Source organism: Glaciihabitans sp. INWT7 (assembly GCF_014217685.1).
Taxonomy (GTDB): domain Bacteria; phylum Actinomycetota; class Actinomycetes; order Actinomycetales; family Microbacteriaceae; genus Lacisediminihabitans.
Genome location: NZ_CP043653.1, coordinates 988,259 through 1,014,210, shown reverse-complemented (window position 1 = coordinate 1,014,210; position 25,952 = coordinate 988,259). Strand labels below are relative to the sequence as shown.

The following is a 25,952-nucleotide window of genomic DNA, read 5'->3' as shown; positions in this document are numbered from 1 at the left end:
CATGAGCTGGCTCACCGATGTCGACGATGACGACGACGACAAGTACGCGGACTACGAGGCGCGCAACCGCCCGAACCCCAAGGGCAACCGGGCTCGCACCAAGATCCGACCGGAGCACACGGATGCCGTGACGGGACGGGTCTTCACCGTCGACCGCGGGCGATACTCCGTGATCGTCGGTGAGGGGACCCCCGAGGAGCATGCCGCGCTCGCCTCCCGAGCTAGTGAGCTTCGGAAACAGCCGATCGTCACGGGTGACTATGTCGACCTGGTGGGTGACACCTCCGGAGACGAGGGGACCCTGACTCGGATCGTGCGCATCCAGCCGAGAACAACGGTGCTCCGGCGCAGTGCGGACGACTCGGATGAAGTCGAGCGCATCATCGTCGCGAACGCCGACCAGATGCTCATCGTCGTGGCGGCAGCCAACCCGGAGCCGCGTCCGCGGCTCGTAGACCGCTACCTCGTTGCGGCCTTCGACGCCGGGCTCACGCCGATCCTGTGCATCACCAAGACCGACCTCGCAGACCCCACCGAGTTCCTGGCGAACTTCGCCGGGCTCGACATCACTGTCGTTCGAAGCGGGGTCGGGGCGATGCCGACTGCCGAGATCGCCGCATTGCTCGAGGGGCATACGACCGTGGCGGTCGGGCACTCCGGCGTCGGAAAGTCGACTCTGGTCAACGCCCTTGTCCCCGACGCCAACCGGGCGATCGGCCGGGTCAACAGCGTCACCGGACGCGGGCGCCACACCTCCTCGTCCACCATCTCGTACCGGGTGGGCAGCGGCTGGGTGGTGGACACTCCCGGCGTGCGGTCCTTCGGTCTCGGACATGTGAACACCGAGAACATCCTGCGGGCGTTCACCGACCTCGCCGCGATCGCCGAAGACTGCCCGCGCGGCTGCACGCACCTGCCCGATGCTCCGGACTGCGCGATGAACGAACGGGTCGCCGCCGGTGAGCTGGGCGATTCGGGCAAGTTGCGACTCGACTCATTCCAACGCCTGCTCGCCTCGCTCACCTAACCTTGATGCCGTGACCGAATACAGCCTGCAGTCCGACCTCTCCTTCGCCCGTCAGCTCGCGGACATGGCGGATGCCATCTCGATGGACCGCTTCCGCTCCGTCGACCTCGTGGTCACCACCAAGCCGGACATGACCCCGGTGTCGGATGCCGACCGCGCGGTCGAGACCGCCCTGCGCGCGGCGATCGCGGACAGCCGGGCCGGAGACTCCGTGCGCGGCGAGGAATTCGGGGTCGAACCGGGAGCGGGCAGCGACTCCCGGCGGCAGTGGATCATCGATCCGATCGACGGCACGAAGAACTACGTGCGAGGCGTGCCGATCTGGGCCACCCTCATCTCGCTGGCGATCGACGGCGTTCCCGTCGTGGGAGTGGTGAGCGCGCCGGCCCTCGGCACACGCTGGTGGGGAGCGACCGGCCAGGGCGCCTTCGTCAACGAACAACTCGGTGCGCTCCACAGCGACCAAGCCCGTCGCATCCATGTGTCCCAGGTGTCGGAGCTCGCCGACGCCTCGATGTGCCTCAGCGGCCTGACCCGATGGGAGAACGCCGGCAGGCTCCCCCAGCTCCTGGCACTCACGCGGCAAGTGTGGCGAACCCGCGACTACGGCGATATGTGGCCGTACATGATGGTGGCGGAGGGCCTGCTCGAGGTCTCCGGCGAGTTCGACCTGCAGGTCTACGACATGGCCGCCCTCGTGCCGATCGTGCGGGAGGCCGGCGGCACCTTCACTTCAGTCGAGGGCGAAGACGGGCCGTGGCACGGCTCCGCCCTCGCCACCAACGGGTTGCTTCACGATCGCGTGATCGCGGCCCTGGCCTGAGGCCGGCTAGGCGAAATCGACCACTTGCGCGGCATCGAGACGCGGAAGACGGTTGCGGAATGCGCCTTCGCCCGGGTGGCCGATGTTGACCACCATGAAGGACTTGAGCCGCCCGTCCGGGAAGAAGTCGGCGTCGAAGGCTGCCGCGTCGAATCCGCTCATCGGGCCGGCCGCGAGACCCTGCGCGCGCACGGCGAGCACGAAGTAGCCGGCCTGCAGTGCGGAGTTGAGGCGAGCGGTGCTGATCCGGGCATCCTCGTTACCCTCGAAGACCTCCTCGAGCTGCGGCATGAACGGCATCACCGTCGACACGTGCTCGTGGAATCGGGAGTCGAGGGCGAGAACGGCCACGGCCGGCGCGGCGAGCGTCTTCGCCTTATTGCCGTCGGACATGTGCTCGACCAGCCGGGCACGAGCCTCGGGGCTCTGCACGTAGACGACGCGCAGGGGCTGGAGGTTCGCCTGGGTGGGTGCCCACTTGGCGAGGTCCCAGATCTGGGTGAGCTCGGCATCCGTCACCGGGATGTCTGCGAAGGTGTTGGCGGTGCGCGCCTCCGTGAACAGCAGCGAGCGCCCCGCGTCGCTCAGAGCGTCGAGGGCGGGAGCGGAAGAAAGGGTCATGGTCAATCCGATCGTAAAGATGAAGTTACTAGTATAAAACTAGCTGCTTGTGTAACAGTAGCAGGGTAGACTGCATTCCATGCCCGACCAGATCAGTGCCGAATCCGACCCGCGAATGTGCGATACCGCACTCGCGCGAGCATTCGACTTTCTGGGCAAGCGGTGGAACGGGGTGATCCTCGGCACTCTCAAGACCGGATCGGCCGGTTTCGCCGAGCTCAAGAGGGCGGTCGTCGGCATCAGCGATTCGGTGCTCTCGGAGCGTCTCACCGAATTGGTCGCGGCAGGAATCGTGGAGCGCACAGTGGATGCCGGACCGCCCGTGTCTGTCACCTACCGTCTCTCGGCCTCGGGACTCGCCCTCCTGCCCGCTCTCGACGAACTCGCCGCATGGGCGACGAGCAACCTCGCAAAAGCCCCGGCGGGTGCGCGATAAGATCGTTTGCGTCAGCCGGTCGTTCGGCTCTCGGAAGAAGGAGCGTTCCTCATGCCCGCATCTCGCGATCTCACCAAGCCGATCGCCGGCCTGGTCTTCGTGCTCGGCTGGGCCATGGGAATCACCCTGTGGTCGGTCTCCCATCTCGCGCCCAACGCCGAGACCGGTGCCTTCCTCGTCGACATCGGCATCCTCGCCGTCTCGGTCGGCTTTGCGGCCCCCTTCCTCAAGACCACCAACGGTCTCGTGGCCGCCGTGATCCTCGCCCTGATCGGCATCGTGCTGTTCGCCTTCGGCGACTTCGTGCACGTGACCGTGATCACCTACCTGCTTCGCCTTCTCGCCCCGCTGCTCGCCGTGCTGACGCCGGTCTACAAGCTGCTCGACTTCCGCATCTTCGCCTAGACGGTGCCCTGCGGTTCTTCCGCATCCCGGAAACCGAGCCGCTCGTACACACGCTCTGCAGGATTCCCCACCGTCACCATGAGGCTGAGGGATGACTCACCCTCCGCGCGCAGCCGGCTCGCGACCTCCGCCACCAGGGCGGTCGCAAGCCCTCGGCCGGCCTCGCGGTGACTCGTGAAGACGAAGGCGACGAACGGACGGCCGCCGAAACGGGTGCAGATGATCGCCGAGCACGGCGACCCGTCCTGCCGGACGACCTCGAGCCACTGCTGGCGGAGGGGAGCTCCGTAGTCCCCGCGGTCTGCCGCGGCCAATTCGTCGAGTGCATCGGCGAGGTCGCCGCCCTCGTCGCGGTGCTTCCGGCATAGGCCTCGAGCATGAGCTGCGCGATCTGCGGATACCGCTCCTCTGCGATCACCCGCGCAGTGACCGCGATCCGCGGAGGTGGGCTGAAGGAATCGAGCTCGAGAAGGAGGTACCGGCGCTCTGGCGATTCACCCATGCCGACACTGTAGGCCGGACAACGCGTGAGTTGCACCCTTCCGCGGGTCAGACCGAGGCCCTGGTCGCCGAAGAGTGCAACTCGCGGTGGAGGCGAGAGTGTCAGCTTCCCCCGGCCGGAACGAGGCCGTGCTTGCGGGCATCCGCCGAGTCGACATCGCGCAGCGACAGTCCCCGGGTCTCCCTCAGCGTGAGCACGGTCACAGCGGTGATCACGCAGGCGATGACGATGTAGATGGCCACCGGCACCCAGGACTTGTACTGCTGGAGCAGCGCCGAGGCGATGATGGGGGCAAGCGACCCGGCCAGGATCGAGGTGACCTGGTAGCCGAGGGAGACCCCGGAGTAGCGCATTCGGGTGGGGAACATCTCCGACATGATCGCGGGCTGGCCGGCGTACATGAACGCGTGGAAAATCAGTCCGATCGTGATGGCGGCAACGATGACCACGGGGTTCAGGGTGTCGAACATCGGGAAGGCGAAGAACGCCCAGGTGGCCCCGAGCACGGCGCCGATGAGGTAGATCGGCTTGCGCCCGAAAAGGTCGGAGAGCCGACCGACCTGCGGGATCACCAGGAAGTGCACGACGTGCGCGATCAACAGGGCGAGCAGCAACTGGCTGGTGTTGTACTGGTGCACCGTCACGAGGTAGACGATCGAGAAGCTCACGATGATGTAGTAGAGGATGTTCTCCGCAAATCGCAGCCCCATCGCCTGCAGCACGCCACGCGGGTACTTCTTGAGCACCTCCGTCACGCCGTAGCTGACGGCCTTCTCAGCCTCCACCTTGGCGCGTGCCTCGAGGAAGATCGGCGCCTCATTGACGTGCGAGCGGATGTAGTACCCGATCACCACGATCACGGCCGAGAGCCAGAAAGCGACCCTCCAGCCCCAGCTGAGGAACTGGTCGTTTGGCAGGATCCACGACATCGTGAGCAGCACGAGCGTCGCGAGCAGGTTGCCGACCGGCACCGCGGCCTGCGGCCAGCTCGACCAGAATCCGCGCGCCTTATCGGGGCTGTGCTCGGCGACCAGCAGCACGGCACCGCCCCACTCTCCGCCGACGGCGAAGCCCTGGATGAACCGCAGCGCGACGAGGAGAGCCGGAGCCCAGTAGCCGATGCTGTTGTAGCCCGGCAGGCAGCCCATCAGGAAAGTGGCGACACCCACGAGGACGATCGTCACCTGCAGAGTGTGCTTGCGGCCGAGTCGGTCGCCGATCTGACCGAAGACGATCCCGCCGATCGGGCGGGCGACGAAACCGACAGCGTAGGTGAGGAAGGCCGCGATGATGCCGTCGAGCTGGGTGCCCGCGTTCGGGAAGAAGAAGGTGCCGAAGACGAGACTGGCGGCGGTGGCATAGAGGAAGAACTCGTACCACTCCACGACCGTCCCGGCCATGGACGCGGCCACGATCTTGCGAAGTCCCGAGGTGCTGGTCACCGCACCCGCCGAGTCCCCGCCGGCGACTCCCCTGCTCTCGGCCGTTCCGACGCTTCTGCTGACGCTCATGTCGCTCTCCTCCAGTGTCGTCTCTGACACCTGTCGATGGGACCGCGCGTTCTGAACCGCGAGCGGTCGGGGCTTCACTGAGTATTGCTGCAGACAACCCGAGCCTCAATGACCACTTGCGCACATTTTGTGTGCATACTTGCAGATGTGCTCGAGCCCGCCGTGACATCCGCAAATCCCGATGACCTGCTCGTGCTGCTCGCCGTCTCGCGCACGGGGCGATTCACCTCCGCCGCCGACAGCCTCGGCCTGAACCACACCACGGTCTCGCGGCGCATCGCCGCGCTGGAGACGACACTCTCGGGCCGGGTGCTCTCCCGCACCGTCGGGGGCTGGGAACTGACGGAGCTTGGTCGGCGAGCCGTGCGTGCCGCAGAGGAGGTAGAGGCGGCGATCGCGGGGCTCGGCGCCACCGGTGAGGACGCCCGCCAGCTCAGCGGTGTGGTGCGGATGTCGGCCACCGACGGGTTCAGCGCCTACATCGCCACTCCGGCCATCACCGCGCTTCAGCGGCAGCACCCCCACCTGAGCGTGGAGATTCTCACGGTGACGCGGCGGGCGATGCAGCACCGCTCAGGACTCGACATCGAGGTCGTGGTCGGCGCGCCGCAGGTTCACCGGGCCGAAGCGGTGAAGCTCGGCGAGTACGTGCTCGGCATGTACGCCTCGCGAGACTACCTCGACCACTTCGGCACCCCCGCGGATGCGGCGGAGCTGATGACCCATCCGCTGGTCTATTTCGTCGATTCGATGCTGCAGGTGGACGATCTCGATGCCCCGCGCCGCCTTGTGCCGACCATGCGCGATTCGATCAGCTCCACGAACGTCTTCGTGCACGTGGAGGCGACGCGTGCGGGTTCGGGAATCGGGTTCCTGCCGTGCTTCATGGCCGACCGTCATCCCGACCTGGTGAGACTGCTCCCGGACCAGTTCGCGGAGCAACTGCCCTACTGGATGGTGTTGCGCAGCGAATCGCTGCGGCAGCCCGCGGTCGCGGCCGTGGCCGATGCCCTGCGGGATCGCACGGTCGCCTCCGAGGCCGAGCTGCTCGGTCTCGCGAGTCGCTGATACCGCCAGCTCAGCGGGCCGACCATCCGCCGTCCATCGTGTAGCTGGCGCCGGTGACCATCGCCGACTGCCGCGAGGCGAGCCAGGCGACGAGGGATGCCACCTCCTCCGGCTCCACCAGGCGTTTGATCGCGCTCTCGGTGAGCATGATGCGACTCAGTACCTCCGATTCGGGGATGCCGTGCGCGGCCGCCTGCTCCACGAGCTGTTTCTCCACCAGCGGCGTGCGCACGTAACCCGGAGCGACGCAATTGCTGGTGACCCCGCGCTCTCCGCCCTCGAGGGCGGTGACCTTCGAGAGACCCTCGAGACCGTGTTTGGCCGCGACATAGGCACTCTTGAATTCCGAGGCACGGATGCCGTGCACCGAGGACACGTTGATGATGCGACCGAAGCCACGCGCGTACATGCCCGGGAGCGCGGCACGGATCAGCAGGAACGGAGCTTCGAGCATGAGCGCGAGGATGCGATGGAAGTCGGCCGGATCGAACTCCTCGATCGGGCTGACCCGCTGGATGCCGGCGTTATTCACCAGGATGTCGACGCCGGCCAACGGTGTGGCGAGCGCCTCGTCGGTGAGGGCTCCCGCATCCAGGAGATCGACCGTCCAGACGGACCCGCCGATCTCGGCGGCGAGCGCTGCCGCGCCGGTGGCATCGACGTCCGCGACTACGACGTGGGCGCCGCGCGCCGCGAGCGCGCGGGCCGAGGCCGCTCCGATGCCGCTCGCGCCCCCGGTGACGAGCGCGCGCAACCCGGCGAGGGAACCGCCGTCGAGGGCAACGGTGTGGAGTGCTGCCGAGTCGTTCATCGATTCTCTTTCCTGGCGACGCTGGAGGAATGTCGCGACCGAAGCCCGACCTACTGAGTATTCCTGCACGCAAATGTCGGGTCAACGGCTCTTTCCGCACTTGCGATGTGCGAATTCGCACTGACGAGGGCCGGAGCATCCTCCTCTCGTCGAGCCAACGGACGGGGCGAAACGAACGGGCGCTCCCGTGTCGGACGCACGATCCCCTCATACGACAGCCAGGCCGCTATCGCCGAAGACGGAAGAACCGTGCGCCGCGTACTAGACCACGTCGGTGAGACCACGTCTCTTCATCGCCGAATCGCGACGGCACCAGCGAGCCGGGGCTGACCACGGCACCTACACTTGCAGCCGTGTCCCCTATTGACGAGCGGACGGAAGCGACGCCGCTTCCTCTCCGCGCCCGAGTCTCGGCCAGCCGCCGCGACACCACGACCGACGCCGACTGGGCGGCATTCGAAGAACGATTCGACGCCGAGTCCCCCCGGCTCGGCGAGCTCTTCCGCCGCATCTACGGCGAGGGGGCCGCGGCGAGCGAGCAACTCGCCCTCCTCGCCATCGACTGCGCCCAATCGTGGCAGCGTCGCCCCGCCGACCTCCGAGCCCTCGACTCCCGCCGAGCCACCCTGCCGGACTGGTACCAGTCCAACCGGATGCTCGGTGGTGTCTGTTACGTGGACCTCTACGCCGGCGATCTCGCCGGCCTGCGCTCGCGCATCCCCTACTTCCGGGAGCTCGGGCTCACCTACCTGCACCTCATGCCCCTGTACCTCGCCCCGGAGGACAACTCGGACGGCGGCTATGCGGTGTCGAGCTATCGCGCCGTGAGCCCGAGCCTTGGCACCATGACTCAACTCGCCGAATTGGCCGCGGAACTGCGGGCGAACGGCATCTCGCTGGTGCTCGACTTCATCTTCAACCACACCTCCGACGAGCACGAATGGGCCCGCAAAGCCCTCGCCGGCGACCCGGAACACGAGGCGTTCTACTGGATCTACCCTGACCGCACGATGCCCGACGAGTTCGAGCGCACCGTGCGGGAGATCTTCCCCGACGACCATTCCGGCTCCTTCGTGCCACTGCCCGACGGTCGCTGGGTCTGGGCCACGTTCCACTCCTTCCAGTGGGACCTCAACTACCGCAATCCCGCCGTCTTCCGCGCGATGGCGGGGGAAATGCTGCACCTCGCCAACCTCGGGGTAGATGTTCTTCGCATGGACGCCGTCGCTTTCATCTGGAAGCAACTCGGCACGACCAGCGAGAACCTGCCGGAGGCGCACCTGCTGATCCAGGCGTTCAATGCCGTGTGCCGCATCGCCGCGCCCTCCGTGCTCTTCAAGTCGGAAGCCATCGTGCACCCCGACCAGGTCGCGGAATACATCTCGCTCGAGGAATGCCAGCTGAGCTACAACCCGCTGCAGATGGCACTCATCTGGAACTCGCTCGCCACCCGCGAGGTCGGCTTGCTCTCGCAGGCCCTCGAACGTCGACATGCGATCGACCCGGGCACGGCCTGGGTCAACTATGTGAGAAGCCATGACGACATCGGCTGGACCTTCGCCGACGAGGATGCCGCGGAGCTCGGCATCGACGGGTCAGACCATCGCCGTTTCCTCAACTCGTTCTATGTGAACCGCTTCGAGGGAAGCTTCGCCCGCGGGGTGCCGTTCCAGGACAATCCCCGCACCGGCGACTGCCGCATCTCCGGCACGACCGCATCCCTGGCCGGGGTGGAAGCGCACGACGCCGGCGCGATCGATCGCATCCTGCTCGCCCACTCGATCATCCTGAGCACCGGCGGCATCCCGCTGCTCTATCTCGGAGACGAGGTGGGTCAGCTCAACGACTACGGGTACCTCGAGGTGCCGGCGCACGCCGACGACAGTCGCTGGGTGGGTCGTCCGCCCTACCCGGCATCCGCCTACGCGACCCGCGCAGACCCGACGACGGATGCCGGTCGCATCTACCAGGGGCTGCGCCAGCTGATCGAGGTGCGCGGCTACACCAGCGAGTTCGCCGGCGGGCGACTGGTGCCCTTCGGCACCCACAACCCGCACGTGCTCGGATACCAACGTCCGGGCGCGGATACCACGGTGCTCGTGCTCGCAAACTTCTCCGACGGCGCGGAAGAGGTCTCGGCCGAGACACTGTCCGGCCTGCCCGAGCGCGCGATGGACCTCGTCTCGGGACACGTGGTCACGCTCTCGGGCGGGGTCACTCTCGGTGCCCACCGGTTCCTCTGGTTGCGGCTGGGCTGAGGCGGTTCAGCGCGAATCGATATCGCCGACGCTCCGACGCAAGCGGGCGAGATCGATGGCGATGAAGGCTCGCAGACGGGTGTCCCGTTCGAGTTCGTAGTCGGCATCCGGTTTCTGCATCGGTCCATGGTCGAGCCGCGATTCGATCGCGGTGCCGAGCTCCGACCAGGCCTGGCTTCTGGCATCCTCCGTGACGCTCTCGACGAAGTCCCGGTCGTCCACCAGCCGCGCGAGCTCGTCGGAGAGGGACGAGTAGGCCAGGCCGCGGCGAGTGAGTTGGCGGAAGTCCCGCGGGCCGTAGTCGTGCTCTTTCGAGGTCGTGCCGCGGGCGCTGGTCAGGCTGTTGGCCAACTCGGTCATCCGCGTGGCATACCCGGCCTGCTCTGCCGAGAGGTGGGTCAACTCCAGCGCGACCCACGAGGCAGTCTCCGCCGCGTCGAAGCGATGGTCATCGCGAAGGGCACTCACGATGATGCGATTCTTCACATCCATGGTGAGCGCGGACCGAGCGATCAGCAGCCCCTCCTCGACGGCCCGCTCGAGGGAGATCGGCTCCCCCGCGGGCTGGCGCACGTAGGGACGGCTCAGCTTGGGAGCGCCCGGAACAGGGCGCTTCTCGCGCTTCCTGGCCATGCGTCGATGTCCCGCCTTCAGCGCCACGGATGCCACATTCGGCAGGTCTGTTTCGACCATTCAACAACGCGCGACAGCCGCAAGGGTGGAGATGGGGGGAATTGAACCCCCGTCCACTGCTGTGGTCATATGCCTTCTACGGGTGTATCCAGTGAAGGCGTTCTACTCGGCTCCGGAATTTGCCACTGGCATCCAATCCGACGAGCCCAGTCCCAGTTCAAGTCCCGCGGCGCCCTGAGACGTAACACCGCAGCAATCTCCCTAAATTACGCCAGGATCCGGTTAGAGAGCATCCCCAGACTGACGGACTTCATTAGTGCTCTTGCTTAGGCAGCGAGAGCGAAGTCAGCGCGGTTAGATTTCGCACTTATTGTTTGCAGAGATCGTTTACGAGATAACCCTGCATCCTCGACCCGCTTCTCACACTCACGCAGGCAATGTCGAAACCGATCATCCCCAGGTGCACCTTCCCGACGTGCAGGAAGAGTGAGCAGCTATCGCGCGCTGTTGAATTGTCACGGCCCGCAAGCGAACCCCACTGCCTGTCGGCAGCCCTCAAGCATACGTCGGATGCCCCGGCAGAATCCACCGCCCGTGGAATGATGAGGGCACGGCCGAACACGAATGGAGACGATCATGACCGACACCATCATCACCGTGCAGGGCAGATTCTCGTCGTTCTATCCGCCGGAACGGGCCACCGTGCAGATCTCGGTCGGTTTCGAAGGGCCGGTCCGCGAACCGGTGTTCGCCAAGACCGTCACCGTGTCGGCCACCATACGTTCGCTGCTGGCGAAGCAGCATTCGCCCGCGACCGGTCCGATCACCTGGTGGTCTAGCGACAGCATCCAGGTCTGGAGTTCCCGACCCTGGAGCCAGGATGGCGCGCAGCTTCCACCGGTCTTCCACTCGCGCATTGGATTCAGCGCCAAGTTCAGTGATTTCGCCGTGATGGCGGAGTGGATCGAGAGGGTGGCCGTGCTCGACGGCCTCACCGTCGGCACGATCACCTGGGCTCTGACGGAGGGGCGCAAGACGGCCGTGATCGCCGAGGTGCGGTCCCGGGCGGTGAAGGATGCCGTGGCGAAGGCCAGCGTCTACGCCCAGAGCATCGGGCTCGGCTCCGTGCGCGCGGTCGCGCTCGCCGATCCGGGCATGCTCGGCGACCAGGTGGGCGCGTCCGCGGGTGGGGCGCCCCATCCGATGTCGCGGATGATGGCCGCCGGGTCCGCGCCGGAGCTCTCGCTCACGCCGGAGGACATCGAGATCGATGCGGTGGTCGACGCGCGGTTCATCGCCAGCTGAGGCACTCCGGTTGATCTCCTGCCGCATAAGGCGAGTGCGCAGGCCTCAGTCGCCGAGGTTGCGGCGCGCAGACATGGCCCGGTCCGCTTCGCGGTTGTCCTGGCGCTCGCGCAGCGCCTGGCGCTTGTCGTACTCGCGCTTGCCCTTGGCAACGGCGATCTCGACCTTTGCGCGTCCGTCGCTGAAGTAGATCTTCAGCGGCACGAGGGTGTAGCCGCCCTCTTTGGTCTTGTTGTGGATCTTGAGGATCTGCGCCTTATGCAGCAGGAGTTTGCGCTTGCGGCGGGGCGGATGGTTGTTCCACGTGCCCTGGTTGTATTCGGGAATGTGCACGGCATCCAGCCAGGCTTCGCCGTACTCGACGAAGGCGTAGCCGTCGACGAGGGACGCCCGACCCTCACGCAACGACTTCACCTCGGTGCCGGTGAGAACCAGTCCCGCCTCATAGGTGTCTTCGATCGTGTAGTCGTGGCGCGCTTTGCGATTGGTGGCCACAACCTTCTGACCACGTTCCTTCGGCACGATTCACTCCTGGATTGATTGCGCGCAGACGATCCGCGCGCAGCCCTCCACCCTAACGGGGTCTAGACCTTCAGGTAGCGGCTGATCGCGAAACTCGCGGATGCCGCGGCGAGCACCGCTCCGACCACGAGGAGGATCGGCACGACGATATAGGCCTCCGACAGACCGATGAACGGGGTGTCGAGGGACTGGGAGCCCAGGTACCCCTGCACGAAGAACCGCACGATCGAGACGACCGCGAGGCTCGCGAGCACCGATCCGATGAGCGCGGCGATCACCCCTTCCAGGATGAACGGGGTCTGGATGAACCGGTTCGACGCGCCCACCAGGCGCATGATCCCCAGCTCCCGTCGCCTCGAGAATGCCGACAGCCGGATCGTGGTGGCGATGAGGAGCACGGCGGCCACGAGCATGAGCACCGCGATGCTCACCGCCGTGAGACTAGCGGCGTTGAGCGCTGCGAAGATCGGATCGAGGTACTTCCGCTGGTCGACGACCTGCTCGACCCCGGCGAGACTCGCGACGCTCTCCCGGATCACATCGGCTTTCGACGGGTCCTTGAGGTTGATCGAGAAGGTCTCAGAGAGAAAAGCCGGCGTGATGAAGTCCGCACCGGTGGTGTCTTTGAAGTAGGTCTTGTAGTTCTTGTAGACCTGGTCGTGGTTCTCGAAGGTGACCGATTTGATCAGACCGGCCAGGGCCGGCGACTTGAGCTGGGCCTCGACATCCGCCTTCTGGCTCTTCGTCGCCTCGACCAGGTTGCACTGACCCGCGGTGGAGGAGTCGGTGCACATGTAGACCGAGACTTGCGCACGGTCGTTCCAGTAGCCCTTCATCTGCCCGATCTGGAACTGCAGCAGGATGGCGGCGCCCACGAAGGTGAGTGAGATGAAGGTGACCAGAACGACAGAGACGACCATAGAGATGTTGCGTCGGAGCCCGTTGCCGACTTCGGACATGATCAGACCGAATCTCATCGCGAGACCTCCTCTGCCTGCCCGGCGATGCCGAGATTGGAGCGGGAGACGGATGCGGGACCGAAGCCCTGCAGCGGAATGGCCTGGGTCTGATAGCCACCCTGGCGCTCGTCACGCACGATCTGGCCGCTGACAAGTTCGATCACGCGGCGCTGCATCTGATCGACGATCCCCGCGTCGTGGGTGGCCATGATCACAGTGGTGCCGCTCTGGCTGATGCGCTCGAGCAGCGTCATGATCCCGGCGGAGGTCGAGGGGTCGAGGTTTCCGGTCGGCTCGTCCGCCAGCAGGATCGCGGGCTTGTTCACGATGGCGCGCGCGATCGCGACTCGCTGCTGCTCACCGCCGGAGAGTTCGTGCGGCAGACGGTTGGTCTTGCCGGCGAGGCCGACCATTTTCAAGACATCCGGGACCGCCTCCTGGATGAATCCCCGGGACTTGCCGATCACCTGGAGTGAGAAGGCCACGTTGTCGAAGACGTTCTTCTGCGGGAGCAGCCGGAAATCCTGGAAGACCACGCCGAGATTGCGCCGGAAATAGGGCACCTTGCGGCTGGTGAGCTGCCCGAGATTCTGCCCGAGCACGTGGATCTGCCCCTTGGAGGGGTTCTCCTCCTTGAGCACGAGGCGCAGGAAGCTGGACTTGCCGCTGCCGGATGCTCCAACGAGGAAGACGAATTCGCCGCGAAGGATCTCAAGCGTGACCGCATTGAGCGCCGGGCGCGCGTTTCCCTTGTAGAGCTTGGTTACCTGATCAAACCGAATCATGATCGTTTGACTCTAAGGAGCTACTCCCGAATCGCGAAGAGCGACAGGCCGGATGTCGCGACTCTCAGAAAGCACCGACGGGGCCTACTCGAGTAGATTTGGCTGAGAAGTACAGATCCGCGCAGCGATGATGCTGCTCTCCCCCAGAAAGGTTGCCCATGTCGATCTCCATCGGTGTCGTCGGCGCCGGCCAGTTCGCCGGCCAGTTCTCGAAGCTGTTCAAACTCCACCCCCAGGTTTCCCGGGTTCTGGTGACAGACCTTCTTCCGGAGCGTGCAACGGAGTTGAACGAGGCCCAGGAGCTCGATGGCACCGTCACCGACTTCGCCGCCATGCTCGCCTCCGATGTGGACGCGATCGCCATCTTCACCCAGCGGTGGACCCACGGGTCTCTCGTGCTCGAAGCCCTGCGGGCGGGCAAGCACGTCTATTCGGCAGTGCCCATGGCGATCACCGAGGAGGAGATCTCCGCGATCATCGACGCCGTGCGTGAAACCGGCCTCACCTACATGATGGGTGAGACCAGCTACTACAACCCGGCCACCGTGTATGCCCGAGAGAAGTTCGCCGACGGGGCCTTCGGTCGGGTCTTCTACGCCGAGGGCGACTACGTGCACGACATGGATCTCGGGTTCTACGCGGCCTACGAATACAGCGGCGGACCCGAGTGGAAGCGCACCGCGAGCTACCCACCCATGCTCTACCCCACCCATTCCATCGGCGGAGTGCTGGGCGCGATCCCCACCCACGCCGTCAGCGTGAGTTGCATCGGGGTGACGGATGACCGCGGAGACGGCGTCTTCGACCGGGAGACCAGCATGTTCGACAACGATTTCTCCAACGCGACCGCACTCTTCGAGTTGGCCGGCGGGGGATCGATGCGCATCAACGAAATGCGGCGGGTGGGGTATCCCTCGCACATCCGCGAGTCCCGCTTCCGCTTCTTCGGCACCGAGGGCAGCTTCGAACAGCTCGCCGAGGTATCGGTCTGGCAGAACAAGGAGGGCGTCGAAGACGTGACAGCGCTCCTCGCCACCGCCGAGACGATGGATGCGGATGATGCGGCGCTCGCTCACGTCGCGCCGGAGCTGCGCGCCTCCTTCATCTCCGGCCACGCCCCGGTGCACGACGCCTCGCGCCTGCCCGAGAGCTTCCTCGGCGCACCGGACGGGCACGAGGGCAGCCACCACTTCCTCGCCGACGACTTCGTCACCGCGGTCGTCAATGGAACGCTCCCCCCGGTGAACGCCTGGGTCGCCGCTCGGTTCACCCTCCCCGGCATCGTCGCGCACCAGTCTGCCTTGCAGGGCGGGGTGCGACTGCCGATCGACGACTTCGGGGACGCCCCGGAGACCCTTCCCGCCTAGGTCTCGAGGCGGTCGGCCATGCACCGCGCTGGTCGAGCAGGTCGCTCAGCGACCGGCTCGACCGGCGCGTGCGTCGGTGGTCGAGCGGCGAGCGCCAGCGAGTGCAGCGAGACCGGGCCGAGCTACTCGCTCTGGTCGCGCTTGCGCCACTTGATGCCGGCGTTGATGAAGCCGTCGAGGTCCCCGTCGAAGACCGCGGTCGGGTTGTTGACTTCGTAGTCCGTGCGCAGATCCTTCACCATCTGGTACGGCGCCAGCACGTAACTGCGCATCTGGTCGCCCCAGCTTGCGGTGATCACTCCGGCAAGTTCCTTCTTCTGGGCGGCCTCGCGCTCCCGTTCGATAAGAAGCAGCCGCGATTGCAGCACCCGCATGGCGGCGGCCCGGTTCTGGATCTGGCTCTTCTCGTTCTGCATCGACACCACGGTGCCGGTGGGGATGTGGGTGATGCGCACGGCAGAGTCTGTGGTGTTCACCGACTGGCCGCCGGGGCCGCTCGAGCGGAAGACATCCACGCGGATGTCGCCCTCCGGCACCTCGATCACATCGGTGGTCTCGATCAGCGGGATCACCTCGACCGCAGCGAAACTGGTCTGACGCTTGCCCGCGGAGTTGAACGGGCTCATGCGAACGAGACGATGCGTGCCGGCCTCGACGCTCATCGTTCCGAACGCGTAGGGCGCGTCGACCTCGATCGTCGTGGACTTGATTCCGGCCTCTTCGGCGTAGCTCGTGTCGAGCACCTTCGCCGGATAGTTGTGCTGCTCCGCCCAGCGGAGGTACATGCGCATCAGCATTTCGGCGAAGTCCGAGGCATCCACTCCCCCGGCACCGGCACGGATGGTGAGCACTGCGGCGCGCGAGTCGAACTCTCCGTTGAGCAGGGTCTGCACCTCCAGCTCCCCGAGCAGCTTCTGGATGCTGGACAGCTCGGCCCCCGCATCGGCTGCGGCCGAAGCATCCTCCTCCTCATTGGCGAGCTCGACCATGATCTCGAGATCATCGAGCCGGCTCTGGATGCTCACGATCTTAGCGAGCTCCGCCTGGCGGTGAGAGAGGTCGGAGGTGATCTTCTGGGCCTTGTCGGTGTCGTCCCAGAGGTCGGGCACACCGGCCTGCTCACTCAGGTCCGCGATCTCACGCTGGAGTTTCTCCACGCCGACGACGGCGCGGATGTCCGCGAAGGTCGAGCGGAGTGCGGCGATCTGTTCAGAAAAATCGAGCTCGTCCATATCGCCGTCAAGACTACCGGGTGCAAGCCTTCGCCCCCTGAGCGGGTAGCCTCGGAGGCGATGAGCACCAGCGAGCCGGACTTCAGTTTCCGCTCGATCGCGTTGCCGGCCATCGTGCCGACGCTGCTCTTCTCGGTGGGCGAGGGTGCGATCATCCCGATCATCCCGCAGGTGGCCGATAACCTCGGGGCGTCCCTCGCGGTCGCCGGGGTCATCGCCTCGATGATCCTGCTCGGCGAACTCTTCGGTGACATCCCGAGCGGGTGGATCGTCAGCCGCATCGGCGAACGCACCGCCATGATCTACGCGGCCCTTCTCTCGATCGTCGGGCTGGTGACCGCCCTCGCGGCACCCAACCCGTGGATCCTCGGGCTCGGCATCTTCGCCATCGGACTCTCGACCGCCGTCTTCGCACTGGCCCGTCACGCGTTCATGACCAGCTTCGTGCCGCGCCCCTTTCGCGCCAGGGCGCTGTCGACTCTCGGCGGAACCTTCCGTCTCGGCTATTTCATCGGCCCCTTCGTGGCGGCGGCGGTGATCCATCTCTCCGGCTCGACGCAGTCCGTCTTCTGGGTGCACATCGTGTGTTGCGTCGCGGCGGCAGCCTCACTGCTACTGCTGCGGGATCCGGTCGAGTCGATCACCGAACGAGGAACGACCACATCCGAGCGGACGGGGACGGCGTTCGTCGCCGCGGAATCGACGGGGCTGTTCCGCACGATCTGGGCTTCCCGCGCCGTGCTGTCGCGGCTCGGAACCGGAGCGGCGCTTGTCGGGGCGATGCGGGCGAGCCGCCAGGTGATCCTGCCTCTCTGGGCGGTGAGCATCGGGATCCCGGATGCCCAGACGGCCCTGATCATCGGCGCGGCCGGGGCCCTCGACTTCGGGCTCTTCTATGCGAGCGGTCAGATCATGGACCGCTTCGGTCGACTGTGGAGCGCCCTTCCCTCGATGATCGGACTCGGCGTGGGGCACCTCGCGCTCGCCGTCACACATGACCTCGCCAGTGCCGTGCCGTGGTTCATCGCCGCCGCCTTCTTCATGTCGATCGCGAATGGGCTCGGAAGCGGCATCCTCATGACCCTGGGGGCGGACCTCGCCGACCAGAAAAATCCGGCACCGTTCCTCGGAGCGTGGCGATTCACCGGAGATGCCGGAAGCGCGGTCTCGCCCCTCGCGCTCTCGGCGCTCACCGCCGCGGTCTCGATCGCCTTCGCCAGCGGTGTCCTGGGGATCGTCGGCCTCATCGGGGCGGGCGTGCTGCTGCGTTACGTGCCGCGCTACGCCCCGCGTCGCCCTCGCTGAGCGGCGCCGTCGGGCAGCCTGCCGCGCCGACTGCGGCCGATCACTACCAGCGCGATCACCGGAGCGAGCAGGATCTCGAGCGCGACGAGCGACCCGAACGAGGCGATCGTGACCGCGACCGCGGCGTTGATCGCACCGAAGACGAGGGTGCCGACGAGTGCGGCCTGCCTGCTCGTGCGGGCGTAGGCGATGGCGCAGAAGTCGAGGGGCACGAGCAGGAGCAGGTTCCACGGCGAGAGCGGCAGGGTGCCGCCGATGAAACAGAACACGCTGGCCACGACCAAAAGGAACGTCCAGATGATCGTCGCGCCGCTGCGACGCGGCACATACCGCGGAGCGGGAACCGAGGTGTAGACGAGCGATTCGGTGATGCGGGGAGCCGACGCGGATCCGGCGCCCACCCGTTCCGCCGCCAAGCGCAGCAGCAGGTTGCGCGCCTCCGTGACCCGGATGAACTCGGCGGCGGCCGCGCGCGATTCGGAGGGAGAAGCACCCGTGAATCGGTCGGGGTGCGACATCCGCGCCCGTTGCTTGAATGCCCGCTCGATCTCCGGCGGCAGCGCCTCCGCGCTCACGCCGAGCAGCTGGGCGGCTTCGGCCGAGGTCACGAGCCGAACACCCGGAGAGCGCGGCTCAGCAGAGGGCGGGACAGGATGCCCCCGAGAGTCTTCGTGCCGTCGCAGACGGCGAGGAAGAGTCTCATGCCGGTGCCGGTATGGGCGAGTGCGAGGTGCACGAGTCGGGGATGCCTCTCGAAGAACCGCAGAAGGCGCTCTCCGGCCCGGATGTCCGGATCGAGCCGCTCGCGGACCCTCTCGGTGTACTGGCGCAGAGCCTGATCACTGCCGTGGGCGGCGGCCGCGGCGGCCTCCCCTGCCCAGCATCCGGAGCGGAGCGCGTAGGACAGACCTTCACGGGTCCACGGATCGAGCAGTCCGGCGGCATCCCCCGCCACGAGCACGGAGCCGCGCCGCAGCGGCGAATCCGGGGCTCTCCACTGGGTGAGGTGACCGCTCGACCGCTCCGTCTCGAGGCCGTCGAGCCCCACGGTGCGCAGCCACGATTCGAGGTAGTCACGAGTCTGCTGAGGTTCGCCCCTGGCCTGGATCACCCCGACCGTGAGCACCTTCTCCTTGGGGAACACCCACGCGTAGCTGCCGGGAGCGATGCCCCAGTCGAAGGCGATCACCCCCTCGTAATCCGGCGCCTGTGCCGTTTTGGTGAGCTCAACCTCGAGTGCGAGGTCGGTGCCGAGATTCTGCACCCCCACGTAGCGACCGATCCGGCCGCTCGTTCCATCGGCGCCCACCACGACGCGGGCGCGTATCGGGGCACCGTCCGTCGTCACGGCGACGAGCCCATCCGTCTCCTCCACCGACTTGACGACCACGCCGTCGCGAAACGTGACTCCCCCGGCGACGGCTGCCTTCACGAGCGCGTCATCGAAACTCTCGCGCTGCACGAGGGAGAGAAACGGCAGGCCACGGCGATAGGACTTCTGAGCCCCACCACGAAGGGAGAACCGCACCTCGCTCACTCGCTGCTCGACCACCGTCAGCACCGAGGGCGGCAGGTGCTCGAGGGAGATGCCGATGAGGCCCCCACCGCAGGTCTTGTAGCGGGGAAACCGCGCGCGATCGACAAGCAGAACGGACGCCCCGCCCTCGGCCGCGACCCGGGCCGCCGAGGACCCCGCGGGGCCCGCTCCGACCACGAGCACATCCCAGATGACCTCCGGCGGCGCATCGTGATCACGCGTTGCGCGAGCGCCGGCATCCTCCATAAATCCCGACAGTACCCCAGCCGCAACCCGGTCGAGCGCGTCGCCCCTAAGCTCTCAGCATGATCCCCGCTGGCAACGTTCTCGCCTTCGCTCTCGCCGCGCTCGGCCTGATGCTGATCCCCGGTCCGAGCGTGCTGTTCGTGATCGGCCGGTCGCTAGCACTCGGCAGGATCGGCGGACTCCTCAGCGTGGCCGGCAACGCCGCGGGGGCACTCGTGATCGCCGCCGCCGTCGCCCTCGGGGTCGGCGTGATCGTCGAGCAGTCGATCGTGCTGTTCACCGCGATCAAGATCGCCGGCGCCCTCTACCTCGTCTTCCTCGGCATCCAGGCGATCCGTCACCGCAACGATGTGCACGCCGAGACCTCGGAGCCCCGCCGACCGCGCAGCGCCCGACGGATGCTCGCGGAGGGCTTCGTGGTGGGGGTCTCCAATCCCAAGACCATCGTCTTCCTCGTCGCCGTGCTTCCCCAGTTCGTCGACTACTCGCGCGGAGGCATCCCGCTGCAGCTCGCGACCCTCGGCGCGGTCTTCGTGGCCATCGCCCTGGTCAGCGACAGCGTGTGGGCACTCGTCGCGGGCTCGGTGCGGCAGTGGTTTGCGCGGTCGCCCAGACGCATCGGCCGGCTGGGAGCTGCCGGCGGCGTCATGATGATCGGGCTCGGCGCCGCTGTGTTGTTCGTGGGAAGCAGCTCGGACTGACGTCCCCTCATCCGAACACCGACCTGCCGACGGCCGTCACATCGAGCCGGATGCCCTCGGGCAGAAGCAAAGAGACCACGGGAGGGCGCCAGTACGCGGACAGCTCTACAGTGGCGCTTCGGCCGTCCGTAGTACCGGCTGATTCCAGGCGCAACGACTCGAGACGGTCGTGGGGCAGGGTGTCGAGGTATTCCTGAACGGCAGTCCGTACCTGCGCGGAACTCAGGCTCGGGCGTGGAGCGCCGGCGGTGACCGACACGTCGTCGAGGGCGAAGGCCTCCGCGCCGACGAGCGCGGCACCATCCGCCACCGTGAACAGGCGTTTGCGCTCCAGGTAGAGGGAGGTCGCGGCGACCACGAGCAGGATCAGCAGCAGTGAGAGGAAGCCGTAGAAGATGGTGAGCGGCAAGAGCGATCCCTCCTCCCCCTTCAACACCCGCCCCAGTGGCGCTCTCACGGCGCACCCCCGAACCGGGAGACCCGCTCGGTCGCGGTCGATCGGATTGGCACTGCCGCGGGGCCGCCGACCGAGAGGGCGGACGGCACGAACGGAAGCCCGACGGAGACCTCGACCGAGATCGTGACAGCGGCCTGGCGCTGAAGGCAGTCGCGGGCCCGGGGTGAGCAGGAGATCGAGACGCTCGCGCTCGAAGAATCGATGCCGTAGTCGGCGAGCGCGAATCGGATCGCCCGATCGGCCTCGGCTTCGGCGCTGCGGGTATCGGGCGCTTGCACATAGACCCGCACCGCTTGGCGAGCGGCCCCCTCCACGGCGAGGGACGCGGCCTGCAGGGCAGACATCGTCAGCACGAGGTAGACCAGCGGCAGCAACAGGATCATGCCGGCCGTGATGAACTCGAGCGAGGCGGTGCCGTCCTCCGCACCGACACGATCAGCGAAGCGTCTCCACAGCCGCATGACCGCTCACCTCCAGCCCGCCGTCGATGCCGAACAGGCCGATGAGCGGAAGGGGCGTGCGCACTGTGACGATCGCCGACGAATGCCCGAGATAGCGTCCGTAGCTCGCCGTGACGTCAGTCGCATAGCCGGGCCCGATGGCCGAGGAGATCAGGTCTCGGGATCGTGCGGCGCCCTCCCCCAGCGAGCTGTCGGCGAGGGCGGCGAACCTGGCACCCTCGGCTGCCGCGTCGAGCACCGTGTTTCGGATGTGCAGCGCCAGAGCCAACTGGATCACCGACAGGGTCAGTACCGTGAGCAGCGCACCCACCAACACGAATTCTGCGACAGCCGAACCGGCCTCGTCGCGCGAGAGGGATCCCAGGCGGTGCACGGCTAAGATCCGGCAGGTCAGAAGCCGGTGACGCGCTGGATGGCCTGCTGGAACACTGCACTGAGCGCTGGGCCCGCGAGGCCCCAGATGATGATCACGAGCCCGGCGGTCATGAGCGTGATGAGAACCCAGCCCGGGACATCCCCCCGTTCATCCCCGAGCGCAGCCGGGAATCGTTCGCGGAGTCTGTTCATGATGAATGGTCCTTTCGTGAGGTGATCGCTGTCAGAGCCCGAATTGCAGCACGAAGATGCCCGGGTAGATCGCGAAGGCGAATTGTCACTAAACTGCATTAATGAAAAGAGTGGCGATCTATACCCGAATTAGTCGGACACCCAAGGAGAGCGGTGACCTAGAAGGAGACCGGCTGGGTGTGAAGCGTCAAGAGACGGAGTGCAGGGAGTACGCCCAGAAGCACGCTCTCCTGGTTGTCGACGTGATGGAAGACAACGATGTTTCTGCCTCCACCGGCAGACGGCGGGATAGTTGGGAATCACTCCTGAAGCTCGCTCAATCGGGCGAGATCGACGGAATTGTTGCCTGGCACCCCGACCGCCTATACCGGCGTTTGGCAGATCTGGCCGTCCTGATGAAAGTGGTGAAGGATCGGAACCTCAAGATCTACACCGTGAAGGCTGGAGAAATTGACCTCTCCACTCCCTCCGGGATCCTAATGGCCGAGATTATGGGTGCCGTGGCAGGGCACGAGGTTCGCCACAAGGCAGAGCGCCAAGTCTCAAAGGCGCGGGAAATGGCTCACGCTGGTCTCTGGAGCGGAAACAGGGTGCCGTTCGGCTACCGCCTCGATCCGACTGACAAACACAACCTGGTTGTTCATTCCGGCGAAGCAGACATTCTGCGACAAGCACGACGACGCATCCTCGCGGGCCACGGCCTGAAGGACACAACCAGGTGGGCAAAGGGGGCGTTGAGGGACATCGGTGAACCTCGCGAAACGTTAACCGCGAGCACTCTTCGAAACGTACTGATGTCACCAACCATCGCAGGGTATCGCGTCTACGTGCCACAGTCAGAGCGGGACGAGTGGGATCAACGCCGCAGAGAGAAAAAGAGCCGTTTTGACGACTTTCAGTATCGCCCAGGGCATCTTTTCGAAGCCAAGTGGGACCCGATTTTCTCACCGGAAGAGAGTAGATCGATGGTTTCACTCTTTTCGAACCCTGAGAGGAAGAATCCAGGCCGAGCGCCAAAATCGATGCTGTCTGGATTGCTCTATTGCCAGTTGTGCGGATCTGTTCTCACTTACAGCCGACCGAAGGCCCTCGGTCCAGTGCAAGAAGAAAATACGGGGCCAAAGCCAAAATATGTGGGGCAGACGCCGTCATACAAGTGCTCGAATAACTCATTGGTGTGTCCAGGTTTGGGTATCTCGGCGATCCAGATCGAGGATTACGTCGTGGAGATTTTTCGCGGAGTCTTTTCCGAGTCGCCGGGTTTCAAGATTGGAACCCCCAAGTTAAATTCGCTACCCGACCAGGATTCGCGGGACAGGCTTGTGTCCCTGGAGAACAAGTGGCTCGACCTGTACGGAGACAACCTGATGTCCCGTGCAGAGCTTGAAAAACGGGTTCGTGAAGTTCGTCAAAGGATTGGCCAGTTGGACAAGCTTGAGGCTCGCCAATCCGAGGAAACCGCGCGGGACGCGGCCGTCAATGACTCGCTGACCAGATGGGACTGGCTCACCGAAAAAACTGGCGACCAGTACCACGCTGATCGCATTGCTGAACTTCGATCCATCTTCAAAGCACGGATTCGACGAATCACAATCCTGCCTACGCGAAGACTATGGGGCCGAAACTTCCAAGAGCTTCGCGTCGTCCCATGGTACGCAGGCGGTGAAGAGCCCTCGATCGACGAAGCCCTTGCCGCCCTCCATGTTGCCGAGCGAGACCAGCTTGAAAGGGTGAATGCGCGAAAGGCGGCCGAAGAGGCACGACGGCAGCTCCGTGCAAGGCGAGGCGGGCTGAAATGAGGAGCCACGCTGCTCTCGCAAGTGGTCAGCTCGAGTAGTCGCTACATCGCGTATGTCATTCCCCATCCCGAACCGAGGGTCTAAGTCAATAGCGAGGCGGCTATCGAGATGACAAAGCCCGGCTCGGCGAGCAGGACACCGATGGACCCGGCCACCACGCCACCGAGGGACCAACGGAAGTCGAATACTGCGCCTGCCACTTTGAGGAGTTTCCTCGATATGAGGCCTGCCACGATCGCACACAAGGCAAGTAGCAGCGCAACTCCGCTAGCGGCCAGCATCGACTTACTACCTCGTGATCATCGGCGACGCTGAACTCCGACCGAGCAGCTACGCCGCTCTGTCTGCCTCCGTGTCGACGCAGTATGCGCACACGGTCGTCGGCGCGAAGAACTGCATGCTCCGAGACTCCTCTGGCTCAGCGACGATCCGTCTTGGCCTCGCGAGCCGATCGTGACTGACATAGGCGAGATGAGACTGGAGTTCCAGCACCTGCCTGTACGTCGGCGGATGATAGGTGCCGAAATGGGGGCGGCTTCCTAAAACGCACGAGAGTGCATTTGCGAACTGTTCCTGCTCGTGCAGTCCGTACGGCGCAAAATACTTCTTGTAAAGGTCAGCGAACGGGACTGCCCCGAGTTCAGTTGACTCGGTGGGTTAGTGGTTTCACGCGGCGTTGAGGGCCATGTTTATTGTCTCAAACTCGATCGGGGTGAGTTTGCCGAGGCGGCGTTGCCGACGCTTGCGATGGTAGGTTCGCTCGATCCAGACCACGATCGCGAGGCGTAGCTCTTCCCTCGTGGCCCATCGTTGCCGGTCGAGGACGTTCTTTTGCAGGAGGGCGAAGAAGGACTCCATCGCGGCGTTGTCGCCGCATGCGCCGACGCGGCCCATCGACCCGGTGATGGCGTTGTTCTTCAACACCCGCACGAAGGCGTTGGAGCGGAATTGAGAGCCGCGGTCGGAGTGCAGAATCGTGCCGGCGATGTCGCGTTGCCCGATTGCGTTGCGGGCCGCAGCGACCGCCAGGGATGCTTTCATTCGGGAGTCGATGGAGTAGCCGACGATCTTGTTCGACCACACGTCCTTGATCGCGCAGAGGTAGATTTTGCCTTCGTCGGTGCGATGCTCGGTGATGTCCGTCAACCACAGCTGGTTAGGGCGTGTCGCGGTGAAGTTCCGCTGGACATGGTCGTCATGCACGGGCGGGCCGGCTTTGCCCCTCAGGCCGCGTTTCTTCGCGAACACGGACCAGAGCCGCTGCTGGGAGCAGAGCCGCCAAACCCGGTTCTCGCCCGCCTTCAGGCCAGCCTGGTTGAGTTCGTCGCTGATGAACCGGTAGCCGAACGCGGGGTCGTCCCGGTGGGCGTCCCACGCCGCGTTGGTCAGGTGAGCGTCGTCCCAATCACGTTGCGAGACGGGGTTTCGGAGCCACTGATAGAAGGCTTGTTTGGAGAAGCGCAATACCCGGCAGGTCACCGTGACGGGGACTCCGTCGACGGCCAGTTCGCGGACCAGCGGGTACATCATTTTGGGTTGACATCCCGGGAGAGGTAGGCGACGGCGCGGCGCATTACCTCGGCTTCCTGCTCCAGCAGCCGGATCCGTTTCCGCGCCTCCCGCAGCTCAGCCGACTCCTTCTCCGTCACGCCAGGCTTCACCCCCTCTTCGACGTCGGCTTTCTTCAGCCAGTACGCCAGACACGACTCCGAAATTCCGAAGTCCTTCGCGATCTGGTTCAGCGGGGCTTCGTGCTTGCGAGCGACCGCGACAACATCGCGGCGGAACTCGGGCGGGTAGGGCTTGGGCATGGTGACATCCTTCCAGCGGAGACGAATCTCCACAGGTCAAGAGTCAACCAAACCGGGGGCAGTCCCAACGCACCGTGCTGAAGGACATGGGCACACTCGTGGCGCACGATGTGGCTGGCTCCCCAAGCCCTCCGATTTTCATCTTCTGTCCACTCCATTTGCGGTTTGAGGTGAATCAAGAGGTTCTCTAGAAGCTCTTCCGTGAAGAACAATGGCGCGCGAATTGTCCCGTCCTTTTGAGCGTGAACGCTTGCCATGCCCTGGCAGGAAACGCCATTGACCAGAAGCTTGGGTCGGGCGAACACACGGAAGGTGACATCCCTCAGAATGGGCCGAGCAAGATACCGAACGAACCAGACGGCGGTACCTGTGACTGGGACGCCTGGAGGGAGACCTGGTGAGGCAGCGGAGATGTCTTCGTATGAGAGTTTGAAATCTTTAGCCGAACCGCTCATCGGTCTTCCGAAGTTCGGAGTTCGGTGAAAACTTCCACCCCAACGATGATGGCGGACCACAGCATCGTTGCGCCGCCGGAGCCGATCAGTATGAGCCACGCGACGGGCCAGAAGCTCACGCCGTGCGCTGTGATGGCAGCGAGATTGTCCGGAACCATCCGGCTGAATTCGAACGCCATAAAGCCGCACAACGCGAGCATGCCTACGGCTGAACTGTAGATAGATGCGAGTTTGTTCATGTTATTCCCCCTAGTTAGCGCTCTCTTATTACTGACGATAGAAGGCAATTTCCGGGCCTCGTCGATTCGTGTTTCGTCGAGATAAGCTGGCCAAGCCGGGGTCGACGGC

Annotated in this window: 28 protein-coding genes and 1 other RNA gene; 11 read left to right on the top strand and 18 right to left on the bottom strand. The window is 65.3% G+C overall.

Annotated elements, in window-relative coordinates:
- The first annotated feature begins 1 nt into the window (after nucleotide 1).
- Both rsgA and F1C58_RS05020 read left to right on the top strand, forming a co-directional pair.
- Nucleotides 2–1,027, top strand: coding sequence for a ribosome small subunit-dependent GTPase A (gene rsgA, locus F1C58_RS05025; RefSeq protein ID WP_185203106.1), 1,026 nt, complete (start codon nucleotides 2–4; stop codon nucleotides 1,025–1,027).
- Between the two features lie 64 nt (nucleotides 1,028–1,091).
- Nucleotides 1,092–1,850 (top strand): inositol monophosphatase, encoded by a 759-nt coding sequence (locus F1C58_RS05020; RefSeq protein ID WP_370543703.1) that lies wholly within the window; start codon nucleotides 1,092–1,094, stop codon nucleotides 1,848–1,850.
- 6 nt (nucleotides 1,851–1,856) lie between these two features.
- On the opposite strand, the gene F1C58_RS05015 is transcribed toward F1C58_RS05020, so the two are convergent.
- Nucleotides 1,857–2,471, bottom strand: a complete 615-nt coding sequence (locus F1C58_RS05015) for a malonic semialdehyde reductase (protein ID WP_185203103.1) — start codon at nucleotides 2,469–2,471, stop codon at nucleotides 1,857–1,859.
- 79 nt (nucleotides 2,472–2,550) lie between these two features.
- Here F1C58_RS05015 and F1C58_RS05010 point away from each other — a divergent pair, with 79 nt between their 5' ends.
- On the top strand, nucleotides 2,551–2,907 hold the full coding sequence (locus tag F1C58_RS05010; protein WP_185203100.1) for a helix-turn-helix domain-containing protein: 357 nt from the start codon (nucleotides 2,551–2,553) through the stop codon (nucleotides 2,905–2,907).
- A 51-nt stretch (nucleotides 2,908–2,958) separates the two neighbouring features.
- Nucleotides 2,959–3,312, top strand: coding sequence for a hypothetical protein (locus tag F1C58_RS05005; protein ID WP_185203098.1), 354 nt, complete (start codon nucleotides 2,959–2,961; stop codon nucleotides 3,310–3,312).
- Here F1C58_RS05005 and F1C58_RS05000 read toward each other — a convergent pair.
- The gene (locus F1C58_RS05000; RefSeq protein WP_185203097.1) at nucleotides 3,309–3,626 is read right to left on the bottom strand and encodes a GNAT family N-acetyltransferase; all 318 of its coding nucleotides are present in this window, start codon (nucleotides 3,624–3,626) and stop codon (nucleotides 3,309–3,311) included. The genes F1C58_RS05005 and F1C58_RS05000 overlap by 4 nt on opposite strands.
- Nucleotides 3,627–3,915: 289 nt before the next feature.
- Nucleotides 3,916–5,325: an MFS transporter gene (locus tag F1C58_RS04995; protein WP_185203095.1), complete on the bottom strand. Its 1,410-nt coding sequence runs from the start codon at nucleotides 5,323–5,325 to the stop codon at nucleotides 3,916–3,918.
- A 108-nt stretch (nucleotides 5,326–5,433) separates the two neighbouring features.
- Between F1C58_RS04995 and F1C58_RS04990 the strand changes: the two genes are divergently transcribed.
- Nucleotides 5,434–6,393 (top strand): LysR family transcriptional regulator, encoded by a 960-nt coding sequence (locus F1C58_RS04990; protein ID WP_185203093.1) that lies wholly within the window; start codon nucleotides 5,434–5,436, stop codon nucleotides 6,391–6,393.
- A gap of 10 nt (nucleotides 6,394–6,403) precedes the next feature.
- Here F1C58_RS04990 and F1C58_RS04985 read toward each other — a convergent pair whose 3' ends face one another.
- Complete coding sequence (locus F1C58_RS04985) at nucleotides 6,404–7,204, bottom strand: 3-hydroxybutyrate dehydrogenase (protein WP_185203091.1); 801 nt, start codon at nucleotides 7,202–7,204, stop codon at nucleotides 6,404–6,406.
- Between the two features lie 353 nt (nucleotides 7,205–7,557).
- Between F1C58_RS04985 and F1C58_RS04980 the strand changes: the two genes are divergently transcribed.
- On the top strand, nucleotides 7,558–9,462 hold the full coding sequence (locus F1C58_RS04980) for an amylosucrase (RefSeq protein ID WP_255461270.1): 1,905 nt from the start codon (nucleotides 7,558–7,560) through the stop codon (nucleotides 9,460–9,462).
- A 6-nt stretch (nucleotides 9,463–9,468) separates the two neighbouring features.
- Here the strand turns inward: F1C58_RS04980 and F1C58_RS04975 are convergent, their stop codons facing one another.
- Together F1C58_RS04975 and ssrA are read right to left on the bottom strand one after the other, a co-directional pair.
- Nucleotides 9,469–10,155, bottom strand: a complete 687-nt coding sequence (locus F1C58_RS04975; protein WP_185203089.1) for a hypothetical protein — start codon at nucleotides 10,153–10,155, stop codon at nucleotides 9,469–9,471.
- Between the two features lie 23 nt (nucleotides 10,156–10,178).
- Nucleotides 10,179–10,553, bottom strand: a transfer-messenger RNA (tmRNA) gene (gene ssrA / locus F1C58_RS04970).
- A gap of 178 nt (nucleotides 10,554–10,731) precedes the next feature.
- Between ssrA and F1C58_RS04965 the strand changes: the two genes are divergently transcribed.
- Entirely contained in the window at nucleotides 10,732–11,400 is a 669-nt protein-coding gene (locus F1C58_RS04965) for an SIMPL domain-containing protein (protein ID WP_185203087.1), read from the top strand.
- 45 nt (nucleotides 11,401–11,445) lie between these two features.
- On the opposite strand, the gene smpB is transcribed toward F1C58_RS04965, so the two are convergent.
- The 3 genes from smpB to ftsE all read right to left on the bottom strand — a co-directional run bounded on the left by smpB (nucleotide 11,446) and on the right by ftsE (nucleotide 13,666).
- Nucleotides 11,446–11,922, bottom strand: a complete 477-nt coding sequence (gene smpB, locus F1C58_RS04960; RefSeq protein ID WP_185203085.1) for an SsrA-binding protein SmpB — start codon at nucleotides 11,920–11,922, stop codon at nucleotides 11,446–11,448.
- A gap of 62 nt (nucleotides 11,923–11,984) precedes the next feature.
- Nucleotides 11,985–12,899, bottom strand: coding sequence for a permease-like cell division protein FtsX (gene ftsX / locus F1C58_RS04955; RefSeq protein WP_185203083.1), 915 nt, complete (start codon nucleotides 12,897–12,899; stop codon nucleotides 11,985–11,987).
- A complete protein-coding gene (ftsE, locus tag F1C58_RS04950; protein ID WP_185203081.1) occupies nucleotides 12,896–13,666 on the bottom strand; it encodes a cell division ATP-binding protein FtsE in 771 nt (256 codons plus the stop codon). Before ftsE ends, ftsX begins: the two co-directional genes overlap by 4 nt.
- A 158-nt stretch (nucleotides 13,667–13,824) precedes the next feature.
- On the opposite strand from ftsE, the gene F1C58_RS04945 reads away from it, so the two are divergent.
- Nucleotides 13,825–15,033, top strand: a complete 1,209-nt coding sequence (locus F1C58_RS04945; protein WP_185203080.1) for a Gfo/Idh/MocA family protein — start codon at nucleotides 13,825–13,827, stop codon at nucleotides 15,031–15,033.
- Nucleotides 15,034–15,155: 122 nt separating this feature from the next.
- Here the strand turns inward: F1C58_RS04945 and prfB are convergent, their stop codons facing one another.
- Nucleotides 15,156–16,265, bottom strand: coding sequence for a peptide chain release factor 2 (gene prfB / locus F1C58_RS04940; protein ID WP_185203078.1), 1,110 nt, complete (start codon nucleotides 16,263–16,265; stop codon nucleotides 15,156–15,158).
- Between the two features lie 60 nt (nucleotides 16,266–16,325).
- On the opposite strand from prfB, the gene F1C58_RS04935 reads away from it, so the two are divergent.
- Nucleotides 16,326–17,570 (top strand): MFS transporter, encoded by a 1,245-nt coding sequence (locus tag F1C58_RS04935; protein ID WP_185203076.1) that lies wholly within the window; start codon nucleotides 16,326–16,328, stop codon nucleotides 17,568–17,570.
- On the opposite strand, the gene F1C58_RS04930 is transcribed toward F1C58_RS04935, so the two are convergent.
- Both F1C58_RS04930 and F1C58_RS04925 read right to left on the bottom strand, forming a co-directional pair.
- Nucleotides 17,546–18,178: a J domain-containing protein gene (locus F1C58_RS04930; protein WP_185203074.1), complete on the bottom strand. Its 633-nt coding sequence runs from the start codon at nucleotides 18,176–18,178 to the stop codon at nucleotides 17,546–17,548. The two genes, F1C58_RS04935 and F1C58_RS04930, sit on opposite strands and share 25 nt — an antisense overlap.
- Nucleotides 18,175–19,353, bottom strand: a complete 1,179-nt coding sequence (locus F1C58_RS04925; RefSeq protein WP_185203072.1) for a geranylgeranyl reductase family protein — start codon at nucleotides 19,351–19,353, stop codon at nucleotides 18,175–18,177. The genes F1C58_RS04930 and F1C58_RS04925 overlap by 4 nt, the downstream gene beginning before the upstream one ends.
- Before the next feature lie 59 nt (nucleotides 19,354–19,412).
- On the opposite strand from F1C58_RS04925, the gene F1C58_RS04920 reads away from it, so the two are divergent.
- Nucleotides 19,413–20,054, top strand: coding sequence for a LysE family translocator (locus F1C58_RS04920; protein WP_185203071.1), 642 nt, complete (start codon nucleotides 19,413–19,415; stop codon nucleotides 20,052–20,054).
- A 7-nt stretch (nucleotides 20,055–20,061) separates the two neighbouring features.
- On the opposite strand, the gene F1C58_RS04915 is transcribed toward F1C58_RS04920, so the two are convergent.
- From F1C58_RS04915 to F1C58_RS04900, 4 genes are read right to left on the bottom strand one after another with little or no spacing between them, the layout of a single operon-like run.
- A complete protein-coding gene (locus F1C58_RS04915) occupies nucleotides 20,062–20,511 on the bottom strand; it encodes a pilus assembly protein TadG-related protein (RefSeq protein WP_185203069.1) in 450 nt (149 codons plus the stop codon).
- On the bottom strand, nucleotides 20,508–20,972 hold the full coding sequence (locus F1C58_RS04910; protein WP_185203067.1) for a hypothetical protein: 465 nt from the start codon (nucleotides 20,970–20,972) through the stop codon (nucleotides 20,508–20,510). The genes F1C58_RS04915 and F1C58_RS04910 overlap by 4 nt, the downstream gene beginning before the upstream one ends.
- Nucleotides 20,947–21,345 carry a TadE/TadG family type IV pilus assembly protein gene (locus F1C58_RS04905; protein WP_255461269.1) on the bottom strand — a complete coding sequence of 133 codons (399 nt, stop codon included), beginning with the start codon at nucleotides 21,343–21,345 and terminating at the stop codon, nucleotides 20,947–20,949. The genes F1C58_RS04910 and F1C58_RS04905 overlap by 26 nt, the downstream gene beginning before the upstream one ends.
- A gap of 17 nt (nucleotides 21,346–21,362) precedes the next feature.
- Nucleotides 21,363–21,539, bottom strand: a complete 177-nt coding sequence (locus F1C58_RS04900) for a hypothetical protein (protein WP_185203065.1) — start codon at nucleotides 21,537–21,539, stop codon at nucleotides 21,363–21,365.
- Nucleotides 21,540–21,640: 101 nt separating this feature from the next.
- Here F1C58_RS04900 and F1C58_RS04895 point away from each other — a divergent pair, with 101 nt between their 5' ends.
- Nucleotides 21,641–23,338, top strand: coding sequence for a recombinase family protein (locus F1C58_RS04895; RefSeq protein WP_185203063.1), 1,698 nt, complete (start codon nucleotides 21,641–21,643; stop codon nucleotides 23,336–23,338).
- Nucleotides 23,339–24,004: 666 nt separating this feature from the next.
- On the opposite strand, the gene F1C58_RS04890 is transcribed toward F1C58_RS04895, so the two are convergent.
- Nucleotides 24,005–25,149, bottom strand: a protein-coding gene (locus tag F1C58_RS04890; protein ID WP_185200817.1) for an IS3 family transposase whose coding sequence is annotated in 2 segments (ribosomal slippage) — nucleotides 24,005–24,870 and nucleotides 24,870–25,149 — 1,146 coding nt in all. Because the reading frame shifts where the segments join, the coding sequence is not laid out codon by codon here.
- Between the two features lie 451 nt (nucleotides 25,150–25,600).
- A complete protein-coding gene (locus F1C58_RS04885; protein WP_185203062.1) occupies nucleotides 25,601–25,843 on the bottom strand; it encodes a hypothetical protein in 243 nt (80 codons plus the stop codon).
- Nucleotides 25,844–25,952: the final 109 nt, after the last annotated feature.

Excerpts from the sequence above, each read along its gene's own strand:
- F1C58_RS04920 (WP_185203071.1), top strand. The coding sequence starts at position 19,413 with ATGATCCCCGCTGGCAACGTTCTCGCCTTCGCTCTCGCCGCGCTCGGC.
- ftsX (WP_185203083.1), bottom strand. The coding sequence starts at position 12,899 with ATGAGATTCGGTCTGATCATGTCCGAAGTCGGCAACGGGCTCCGACGC.
- F1C58_RS04945 (WP_185203080.1), top strand. The coding sequence starts at position 13,825 with ATGTCGATCTCCATCGGTGTCGTCGGCGCCGGCCAGTTCGCCGGCCAG.
- F1C58_RS04910 (WP_185203067.1), bottom strand. The coding sequence starts at position 20,972 with ATGCGGCTGTGGAGACGCTTCGCTGATCGTGTCGGTGCGGAGGACGGC.
- F1C58_RS05010 (WP_185203100.1), top strand. The coding sequence starts at position 2,551 with ATGCCCGACCAGATCAGTGCCGAATCCGACCCGCGAATGTGCGATACC.
- F1C58_RS04885 (WP_185203062.1), bottom strand. The coding sequence starts at position 25,843 with ATGAACAAACTCGCATCTATCTACAGTTCAGCCGTAGGCATGCTCGCG.
- F1C58_RS04935 (WP_185203076.1), top strand. The coding sequence starts at position 16,326 with ATGAGCACCAGCGAGCCGGACTTCAGTTTCCGCTCGATCGCGTTGCCG.
- F1C58_RS05020 (WP_370543703.1), top strand. The coding sequence starts at position 1,092 with ATGGCGGATGCCATCTCGATGGACCGCTTCCGCTCCGTCGACCTCGTG.
- F1C58_RS04990 (WP_185203093.1), top strand. The coding sequence starts at position 5,434 with ATGACCACTTGCGCACATTTTGTGTGCATACTTGCAGATGTGCTCGAG.
- F1C58_RS05005 (WP_185203098.1), top strand. The coding sequence starts at position 2,959 with ATGCCCGCATCTCGCGATCTCACCAAGCCGATCGCCGGCCTGGTCTTC.
- F1C58_RS04895 (WP_185203063.1), top strand. The coding sequence starts at position 21,641 with ATGAAAAGAGTGGCGATCTATACCCGAATTAGTCGGACACCCAAGGAG.
- prfB (WP_185203078.1), bottom strand. The coding sequence starts at position 16,265 with ATGGACGAGCTCGATTTTTCTGAACAGATCGCCGCACTCCGCTCGACC.
- F1C58_RS04985 (WP_185203091.1), bottom strand. The coding sequence starts at position 7,204 with ATGAACGACTCGGCAGCACTCCACACCGTTGCCCTCGACGGCGGTTCC.
- F1C58_RS04925 (WP_185203072.1), bottom strand. The coding sequence starts at position 19,353 with ATGGAGGATGCCGGCGCTCGCGCAACGCGTGATCACGATGCGCCGCCG.
- F1C58_RS05015 (WP_185203103.1), bottom strand. The coding sequence starts at position 2,471 with ATGACCCTTTCTTCCGCTCCCGCCCTCGACGCTCTGAGCGACGCGGGG.
- F1C58_RS04975 (WP_185203089.1), bottom strand. The coding sequence starts at position 10,155 with ATGGTCGAAACAGACCTGCCGAATGTGGCATCCGTGGCGCTGAAGGCG.
- F1C58_RS04900 (WP_185203065.1), bottom strand. The coding sequence starts at position 21,539 with ATGAACAGACTCCGCGAACGATTCCCGGCTGCGCTCGGGGATGAACGG.
- F1C58_RS04995 (WP_185203095.1), bottom strand. The coding sequence starts at position 5,325 with ATGAGCGTCAGCAGAAGCGTCGGAACGGCCGAGAGCAGGGGAGTCGCC.
- ftsE (WP_185203081.1), bottom strand. The coding sequence starts at position 13,666 with ATGATTCGGTTTGATCAGGTAACCAAGCTCTACAAGGGAAACGCGCGC.
- F1C58_RS04965 (WP_185203087.1), top strand. The coding sequence starts at position 10,732 with ATGACCGACACCATCATCACCGTGCAGGGCAGATTCTCGTCGTTCTAT.
- rsgA (WP_185203106.1), top strand. The coding sequence starts at position 2 with ATGAGCTGGCTCACCGATGTCGACGATGACGACGACGACAAGTACGCG.